Origin of the sequence: Actinacidiphila glaucinigra, assembly GCF_900188405.1 — a bacterium.
Lineage (GTDB): Bacteria > Actinomycetota > Actinomycetes > Streptomycetales > Streptomycetaceae > Actinacidiphila > Actinacidiphila glaucinigra.
This window is the reverse complement of record NZ_FZOF01000044.1, coordinates 32,746-42,657: the sequence shown is the minus strand read 5'-3', so window position 1 is coordinate 42,657 and position 9,912 is coordinate 32,746. Positions and strand designations below refer to the sequence as shown.

Below are 9,912 nucleotides of genomic sequence, written 5' to 3'. Positions count from 1 at the left end.
GCGGAGTTCTTCGGGATCTCGCCGCGTGAGGCACTGGCGATGGATCCGCAGCAACGGCTGCTGTTGGAGACGTCGTGGGAGGCCTTTGAGCGGGCCGGCATCGATCCCGTGACCCTGCGCGGCAGCCAGACCGGTGTGTTCGTCGGCACCAATGGTCAGGACTATCTGTCGGTGTTGCTGGAGGATTCCGAGGGCCTGGAAGGCCATTTGGGGACAGGCAACGCGGCGAGTGTGGTGTCGGGTCGGCTGTCGTATGTGTTCGGCCTCGAAGGTCCGGCGGTGACGGTCGACACGGCTTGCTCCGCGTCTTTGGTGGCGTTGCACTGGGCGGTGCAGGCGCTGCGCAGCGGTGAGTGCTCGCTGGCGCTGGCCGGTGGTGTGACGGTGATGTCGACGCCGGGCACATTTGTGGAGTTCAGCCGGCAGCGGGGTCTCGCGGCCGACGGCCGTGTGAAGGCATTCGCCGCGGCTGCGGACGGTACGGGCTGGGGTGAGGGTGTCGGTCTGCTGCTGGTCGAGCGGCTGTCGGACGCCCGGCGTAATGGTCACCCGGTGCTGGCGCTCGTGCGGGGTTCGGCGATCAATCAGGACGGTGCGAGCAATGGTCTGACGGCGCCGAACGGACCTTCGCAGCAGCGCGTGATCAGGCAGGCCCTGGCCAGCGCGGGCCTGTCCGCCGGCGACGTGGACGCGGTGGAGGCGCATGGCACCGGTACGCGGCTGGGTGACCCGATCGAGGCGCAGGCGCTGCTGGCGACGTACGGGCAGAACAGGCCCGAGGACCGGCCGCTGCTGCTGGGGTCCATCAAGTCGAACATCGGGCACACGCAGGCCGCGGCCGGTGTCGCCGGTGTGATGAAGATGGTGCTGGCGATGGAGCATGGCGTGCTGCCGCAGACCCTGCACGTCGACGAGCCGACCCCGCAGGTGGACTGGTCGGCGGGTGACATCGCCCTGCTCACCGAGCAGCACGAGTGGCCCGACACCGGACGACCCCGCCGTGCCGGCATCTCGTCCTTCGGGTTCAGCGGCACCAACGCCCACGTGGTTATCGAACAGGCTCCGCCGAACGACGAGGTGCAGCAGGTCGCGCTGCAGGACGAAGAGACGGGATACGTCCCGCTGGTGCTGTCGACGAAGAGTGACATCGCTCTTCGTGAGCAGGCCGGGAATCTTCGTGCGCGGCTGGTTGCCGTTCCGGAGCTGCGGCTGTCGGACGTGGGGCGGACGCTGACGACGGGCCGTTCGGCTCTCGAACGGCGTGTGGTGGTGACGGCGCAGGGCCGTGAAGGTGTGCTGGCCGCGCTTGAGGCACTGGCCGAGGGAGACCTGGCGCCCGGTGTGGTGGCCGGTTCCCCGGTCGCGGGGAAGCTCGCGTTCCTGTTCACAGGCCAGGGCAGCCAGCGCCTGGAGATGGGCAGGGAGCTCTACGCCACCCATCCGGCATTCTCCGAAGCCCTGGATGCGGTCAGCGCTCACCTCGACACCCAGCTCGAACGGCCCCTGCAGCAAGTCCTGTTCGGGGACGACGCGGAGGCGCTGGACCGGACGGAGTTCGCCCAGCCGGCCCTGTTCGCCGTCGAGGTGGCACTGTTCCGGCTGCTGGAGTCGTGGGGTGTGCGTCCGGACTTCGTGTCCGGCCACTCCATCGGTGAGATCGCCGCAGCGCATGTGGCGGGGGTGCTGTCGCTCGAGGACGCGTGCACGCTCGTGGCCGCTCGCGGGCGGCTGATGCAGGCGCTGCCGACCGGCGGTGTGATGATCGCGCTGCAGGCCTCGGAGGACGAGGTCCTGCCCCTGCTGAACGACCGCGTGAGCATCGCAGCGGTCAACGGTCCGCAGGCCGTCGTCATCGCGGGCGACCGGGACGCGGCGCTGGAGATCGTGGCGCGGTTCCAGGATCGGAAGTCGAAGCGGCTGACGGTCAGCCACGCTTTCCACTCACCGCACATGGACGGGATGCTGGCGGACTTCCGTGACGTTGTGACGGGGCTGTCGTTCGAGGCCCCGCGTATCCCGGTGGTCTCCAACCTGAACGGTGCCGTGGTCTCCGACGAGATGGCCTCGGCGGACTTCTGGGTGCGGCATGTCCGGGAGGCCGTCCGCTTCCTGGACGGCGTTCGTGCCCTGGAGGCCGAAGGAGTCACGACCTACTTGGAGCTCGGCCCGGACGGCGTGCTGTCGGCGATGGCGCAGGAGTGCGTGACCGGCGAGAGCGCGGCCTTCGTGCCTATGCTGCGCAAGGGGCGTCCGGAGGCGGAGAGCGCGGTCACGGCGCTGGCGCAGGCACACGTGCGAGGCGTGGAGGTCGACTGGCGGAAGTTCTTCGCCGGGACCGGTGCACGACTCGCGGACCTGCCGACCTACGCCTTCCAGCGGAAGCGCTACTGGCCGGAGGCGGCACTGCCGGGCAACGTCACCGTCGGCGGAACCGTGGACGCCGTGGACGCCCGCTTCTGGGACGCCGTTGAGCGGGAGGATCTGGCGTCGCTGCTGGCCGAGTTGGATGTCTCCGGTGATGCGTCGCTGGTCGAGGTGCTTCCGGCCTTGTCGGCCTGGCGTCGGCAGGGTCGGGAGCGCTCGGAGGTGGACGGCTGGCGGTACCGGGCGGTGTGGAAGCCCCTGGCCGAGGCTTCGGGCGCGCGGTTGTCGGGCTCGTGGGTGGTGGTGGTGCCGGCCGAGGGCGTCGATGACGCATCGGTGGTGGGTGCGCTGTCGGGGCGTGGTGCGGAGGTGCGCCGGGTCGAGGTCGGTGCGGACACGGACCGTGCGGTGCTCGGCGAGCTTGTCGCGGGTGAGTACGCGGGTGTCGTGTCGATGCTCGGTCTCACCGGCACCGTTTCCTTGGTGCAGGCGTTGGGTGATGCCGGGAGCGATGCCCGGTTGTGGTGTGTGACGCGGGGCGCGGTGTCGGTCGGTCGTTCGGACCGGTTGGCGTCGCCGGTGCAGGCTCAGTTGTGGGGTCTGGGCCGGGTCGCCGCTCTGGAGCACCCTGACCGTTGGGGTGGTCTGATCGATCTGCCCGAGACGCTGGACGAGCGCGCACTGTCACGCCTGATCGATGTGCTGGCGGATTCCGGTGAGGATCAGGTGGCGGTACGTGCGTCCGGTGTGTTCGGGCGTCGTCTGGTGCGGGCCTCGATGCCGGGAGGCACAGGGGCGTGGACCGCGTCGGGCACCGTCCTGATCACCGGTGGCACGGGCGCACTCGGTCGTCATGTCGCCCGGTGGCTTGCCGGTGCGGGAGCCGAGCGGCTGGTGCTGACCAGCCGTCGCGGGATGGATGCCCCTGGTGCCGCGGAGCTGCTTGCGGAGCTGGGCGTCGAGGTGTCGGTCGTCGCGTGTGACGTCTCCGATCGTGACGCGCTGCGGGCGGTGCTCGCCGAGCACGCCGATTCCCTGACCGCTGTCGTCCACACGGCCGGCGTCCTTGACGACGGCGTGCTCGATGCCCTGACCCCCGACCGGTTGGAGACCGTCCTTCGGGCCAAGGCCGCGTCGGCTCGTAACCTGCACGAGCTCACGGTCGAACTCGGCATCATCCTCGACGCCTTCGTCCTCTTCTCCTCGACGAGCGGCGCGATCGGCGCCGCCGGCCAAGGCAATTACGCCGCCGCGAACGCCTTCCTGGACGCGCTCGCCGAGCAGCGCCGCGCCGACGGTCTCGCGGCGACGTCGATCGCGTGGGGGCCGTGGGCCGAGGGCGGAATGGCCGCCGACGAGGCGATGGCCGCCCGCATGCTCCGCGGCGGCATGCCGCCGATGGACGCGGGTCTCGCCATCTCGGCCCTGCACCGTGCGGTCGAGGCCGGGGACCCCGCCGTCACCGTCGCGGACGTCGACTGGGAGCGCTTCGCGCCCGGCTTCACCTCCGTCCGGGGCAGCAAGCTCCTCGCCGACCTGCCCGAAGCCCAGCGGGCCGTCGCCCCGCGTGCCGGCGAAGCGGGGGACGGTCCGGGCGACGGGGACGCGGCGCACGGTGCCCACTCGCTCGCGGAGCGGCTGGGGAAGCTGCCCGAGCCGGAGCGGGACCGGATGCTGCTCGATCTCGTACGGAAGGAGGTGGCGGCGGTCCTCGGCCACGCCGGAACCGAGAACGTCGGGGCGGACCGGGCGTTCAAGGAACTCGGCTTCGACTCGCTGACCGCCGTCGAGCTGCGCAACCACCTGGGTGTGGCGACCGGGATGCGGCTGCCGGCGACGTTGGTCTACGACTACCCGACGTCGGCGGCCCTCGCGGATTTCCTGCGAGGCGAGCTGTTCGGTATCCAGCCGCAGGCGCCGGGCCCGGTCCTCGCCTCGTCGCCGGTCGAAGACGACCCGATCGCGATCGTGGCGATGAGCTGCCGCTTCCCGGGCGGTGTGCGGACCCCGGAGGACCTCTGGCACCTGCTGGCGACGGGAACGGACGCGGTCGGGGCGTTCCCGGCCGACCGCGGCTGGGACGCGGAAGCGCTGTTCGGCTCGCAGGCGGGGGAGGAGGTGCCGCAGTACGCCCAGGAGGGCGGCTTCCTCTACGACGTCGCGGACTTCGATGCCGGCTTCTTCGGGATCTCCCCGCGCGAGGCGGTGGCGATGGATCCGCAGCAGCGGCTGCTGCTGGAGACGTCGTGGGAGGCATTCGAGCGGGCCGGCATCGATCCCTCCTCGCTGCGCGGCAGCCAGGCGGGCGTGTTCGTCGGCACCAACGGCCAGGACTACCTGTCGCTCGTGCTGAACTCCGCCGATCGCGACGGGGGTTTCCTGGGCACCGGCAACTCCGCGAGCGTGGTGTCGGGCCGTATCTCGTACGTCTTCGGCCTGGAAGGGCCGGCCGTGACGGTCGACACGGCGTGCTCCGCTTCTCTGGTGGCCCTGCACCTTGCCGCGCAGGCACTGCGCAGCGGCGAGTGCTCGCTGGCTCTGGCCGGTGGCGTGACGGTGATGTCGACGCCGGGGGCCTTCGTGGAGTTCAGCCGCCAGCGCGGTCTCGCGGCCGACGGCCGGGTGAAGGCGTTCGCGGCCGCCGCGGACGGTACGGGCTGGGCGGAGGGTGTGGGCATGCTGCTCGTGGAGCGGCTTTCCGACGCCCGTCGTAACGGTCACCCGGTCCTTGCTCTGGTGCGGGGTTCGGCGGTGAATCAGGACGGTGCGAGCAATGGTCTGACGGCGCCGAACGGCCCGTCGCAGCAGCGTGTGATCCGGCAGGCTCTGGCGAGTGCCGGGCTGTCCGCCACCGAGGTGGACGCGGTGGAGGCGCACGGCACCGGTACGCGACTGGGCGACCCGATCGAGGCGCAGGCGCTGCTGGCCACGTACGGGCAGGACCGTGCGCCGGAGCAGCCGCTGCTGCTCGGGTCGATCAAGTCCAACCTCGGGCACACGCAGGCCGCCGCCGGTGTCGCCGGTGTCATGAAGATGGTGCTGGCGATGGAGTACGGCGTGCTGCCGCAGACGCTGCACGTGGACGCTCCGACGCCGCACGTCGACTGGTCGGCGGGCGAGATCGCCCTGCTCACCGAGCAGCGGGAGTGGCCCGACACCGGCCGCCCGCGCCGCGCAGGCATCTCGTCCTTCGGCGTGAGCGGTACGAACGCGCACACCATCCTGGAGCAGGCACCGCCCGCCCCGCTGACGGCTGACACGGATGCCGACCGGACGGATGAGGGCGCTGTGGCGCCGTCGGTGTGGGTCCTGTCGGGCAGGACCGAGGGCGCGCTGCGTGACCAGGCGGAACGCCTGCGAACCCACGTGGACGCCCACGGTGAGCTTCGCCCGCTCGACGTCGCCCAGGCGCTGGCGACCGGTCGGGCGGCGTTCGACCACCGTGCCGCGATCGTGGCCGGGCACCGTGGGACGTTGGTGGAGGGCCTCGCCGCCGTGGCGGCAGGGGACTCGGTCGCACAGGTGGTGCGCGGCGTGGCGGGCACGGATCAGCGGGTGGCGTTCCTGTTCACGGGGCAGGGCAGCCAGCGACCGGGGGCGGGCCGTGAACTGTACGACGCGTACCCGGCGTTCGCCGAGGCGCTGGACTCGGTGTGCGCACACCTGGACCGCCATCTCGAAGTGCCGCTGCAGGATCTGCTGTTCGGTGACGACGCGGCTCTCCTCGACCGGACGGAGTTCACGCAGCCGGCGCTGTTCGCGGTGGAGGTGGCGCTGTTCCGGCTGCTGGAATCGTGGGGCGTGAGGCCGGACTTCGTGTCCGGGCATTCGATCGGTGAGATCGCCGCCGCCCATGTGGCAGGTGTCTTCTCGCTTGAGGACGCGTGCGCCCTGGTCGCGGCTCGCGGGCGGCTGATGCAGGCGCTGCCGGCCGGTGGCGTGATGATCGCGCTGCAGGCGTCGGAGGACGAGGTCCTGCCGCTGCTCACCGACCGTGTGAGCATCGCGGCGGTCAACGGTCCGGAGTCCGTAGTGATCGCCGGTGACGAGGATGCGGCCGGCGGAGTCGTGGCACATTTCGCGGACCGCAAGACCAAGCGCCTCACGGTCAGCCACGCGTTTCACTCCCCGCACATGGACGGGATGCTGGCGGACTTCCGGAAGGTCGTGGAGGGGCTGGCCTACGCCGCTCCTCGCATTCCTCTGATGTCCAACCTCACCGGGGCTCTGGTCACCGACGAGGTGACGTCGCCCGACTTCTGGGTCCGCCACGTCCGTGAGGCCGTGCGCTTCCTCGACGGCGTCCGCGCCCTGGAGGCCGCCGGCGTCACCACGTACCTGGAGCTCGGCCCCGACGGCGTGCTCTCCGCCATGGCGCAGGAGGGCGTGAGCGGGGACGCGGTCTTCGTCCCCGTCCTGCGCAAGGGCCGCTCGGAGCCGGAGACCGCCGTCACCGCCCTCGCCCAGGCCCACGCTCGCGGCGTGACCGTCGACTGGGCCCGGTTCTTCGCCGGGACCGGCGCCCGCCGCGTCGACCTGCCGACCTACGCCTTCCAGCGTGAGCGCTACTGGGCGGAGTACCTGCCCGAGTACGAGGACGTCGCGTCGGTCGGCATCGACGCGGCGGCCCACCCGCTGCTGGGGGCCGCGGTCGAGCTGCCCGGCTCGGGCGGCTTCGTCTTCACCGGGCGGCTCTCCACGCGGACGCACCCGTGGCTCGCCGACCACATGGCGGCCGACGCGGTCGTCCTGCCGGGCGCGGCGTTCGTCGAACTGGCACTGCGCGCCGGCGACGAGGCCGGGTGCGACGGTGTGGAGGAGCTGACGCTCGAAGCGCCGCTCGTACTCCCCGAGAAGGGGTCCGTGCAACTGCGCGTCACGGTGGGCGGCACGGACGAACAGGGGCGCCGCCCCGTGCAGGTGCACAGCAGGATCGACGCGGCGGCCGGCAAGGACGGACTCGCGGGCGGGGAGTGGACCCGGCACGCCGACGGTCTCCTCTCCGACGGCGCCCTCTCCGGCGGTACGGCCCTGCCGGCCGCGGCCGCCGCGAACGGGGAACCGGCCGCACAGTGGCCGCCCGCCGGAGCTGAGCGGGTCTCCCTTGACGTGGTCCGAGACCGGCTGACGGCCGCCGAGCTCTACCACGGCCCCGCCTTCCGGACCCTGACCGAGGCGTGGGTGCGCGGCGGGGAGGTCTTCGCGGAGGCCCGGCTGCAGGAGGAGCAGCAGGCTTCGGCCGGGCGGTTCGCGCTGCATCCGGCACTGCTCGACGCGGCCTCCCAGGCGCTGGCGGCCGGTCCATCCGGCACGGGCCGCATGCCGGTCGCATGGCGTGGTGTGACCCTGCGCGCCGTGGGCGCGGTCGCCGTGCGGCTGCATGCTGTACCGGTCGGCGAGGACACCGTCTCCGTCGTCGTGGCCGACGGGAAGGGCGAGCCGATCGCCACGGTCGACGCGCTGGTCACGGAGCAGCCCGACCCCGCCCGGTACGCGACGGCACCGGCGGAGGTCCGCGAGTCGCTGTTCCGGCTCGACTGGACCCCGGTACGGGCCTCAGGAGCGCAGGCAGCCACTGCCGCCCCCTTCGCGGTCGTGGGGGACTCCGCCGGCGCGGAGCCCTCCCTGCTCGGCGCGCTGGAAGGCGCTGGGGGCGTCACGGAGACGTACGCCGACCTCGCGGCGCTCGACGCGGCCGTCGCGGCGGGCGGGACGATGCCGCGTACGGTGTTCGTGCCGCTGGCCCGGGCGACCGGCGGGCAGGCCGTCATCGACACGGCCGACGACGTGGCGCGCCTCGCGGACGAAGTGCGCGACACGGCGCACCGCGCCCTTGCGCTGGTGCAGGAGTGGCTGGGCAACGGCAGGTTCGCCGGGGCGCGGCTGGTCGTCGTGACCCGCAACGCGGTGGCGACAAGCGCCGACGAGGCCGAGGATCTGGCGCAGGCCCCGGTGTGGGGTCTGCTGCGTACGGCGCAGACGGAGAATCCGGACCGCTTCGTGCTCCTCGACGTCGACGGGACCGATGCCTCCCGCCGGGTGCTGCCGGAAGCCCTCGACTCCACGGAACCCGAACTCGCCGTGCGCGGGGGAGCGGTGTTCGCGTCCCGCCTGGTCAGGACCGCGGCGACGGAGACCGGCGCTCGCTCCTTCGATCCCGAGGGCACCGTCCTGATCACCGGTGCCGGTGGTGGACTGGCCGGGCTCGTGGCCCGGCACGTGGTGGAGGCGCACGGGGTGCGGCGGCTGCTGCTGGTGAGCCGGCGCGGTGCGGGGGCGGAGCACGCGGCGGAACTCACCGCGCGGCTGCGGGCGTCGGGTGCGGAGGTGACGTGGGCGGCGTGCGACGTGGCCGACCGTGACGCGCTCGCCGCCGTGCTGGCGGGTGTTCCCGTGGAGCATCCGCTCACCGCGGTCGTGCACGCCGCGGGCGTCCTGGACGACGGGATCGTGGACCTGCTCACCCCCGAGCGGATGGACCGGGTGCTGCGGCCCAAGGCCGAAGCGGCGCTCCATCTGCACCAGTTGACCCGCGACCTCGGTCTGTCGGCGTTCGTGCTGTTCTCGGCCGCCGCGGGCACGCTCGGCGGCGCCGGGCAGGCGAACTACGCGGCCGCGAACGTGTTCCTCGACGCGCTCGCCCGGCACCGCACCCGCAACGGTCTCCCCGCGCTGTCCCTGGCGTGGGGCATGTGGGCCGAGGAACGCGGCATGGCGGGCCGGCTGACCGAGGCGGAGCGGGGCAGGGTCGCCCGCGGCGGGATCGCGCCGCTGTCGGCCGCGGACGGGCTGGCGCTCCTCGACGCGGCGCTCACGGCGGACGAGCCCGTGCTCGTACCGGTCGGGATCGACCTGCCGACGCTGCGGGCGAGGGCCGCGGACGGCGCGCTGCTGCCGATGTTCCGGGGCCTCGTACGCACCACCGTCCGCAGGTCCGTGCACGGCACGGGGAGCGCGGCGGAGTCCGCGGCCGTGGACGGCACGGGCGAGCGGACCCTCACCGAGCGCCTCACCGGGCTGCCGGCACCGGAGCGGGAGCGGACCGTCCTGGACCTGGTACGTGGCCAGGTGGCCTCCGTCCTCGGCTATCGGTCGGCCGAACTCGTCGGTGACGGCCAGGCGTTCAAGGAGCTCGGCTTCGACTCGCTGACGGCGGTGGAACTGCGCAACCGGCTCAGCGCAGCCAGCGGTCTCCGGCTGCCGGCCACCCTGGTCTACGACTACCCCAACCCGGCCGCACTGGCCGGGCACCTGCTGGCCGAGACGGCCCCGGAGCCCGCCGAGCGCGAGCTCTCGGTGCTGGACGAACTCGGACGGCTGGAGAGCACCTTCTCCTCGCTGACCCCGGAGGAGCTGTCCGAGGCGGCGGCCGACGACGCCGCGCACGCACGGGTGGCGGTACGCCTCCAGGCCCTGCTGGCGCAGTGGAACGACGCCCGCGGGACGGCCGGCGAGACCGGAGCCGGCGAGATCGAAGAGGCCAGCGACGACGAGCTGTTCGCGCTCATCGACAAGAAGTTCGGCAAGGCCTGAACCGACACGCCGCGG

At 72.5% G+C, this 9,912-nt stretch carries 1 protein-coding gene; it reads left to right on the top strand.

Going from position 1 to position 9,912, the window contains the following annotated elements:
• The coding region (locus CHF15_RS41310; RefSeq protein ID WP_143681758.1) for a type I polyketide synthase at positions 1–9,897 on the top strand (9,897 nt) is incomplete at its 5' end.
• Positions 9,898–9,912: the final 15 nt, after the last annotated feature.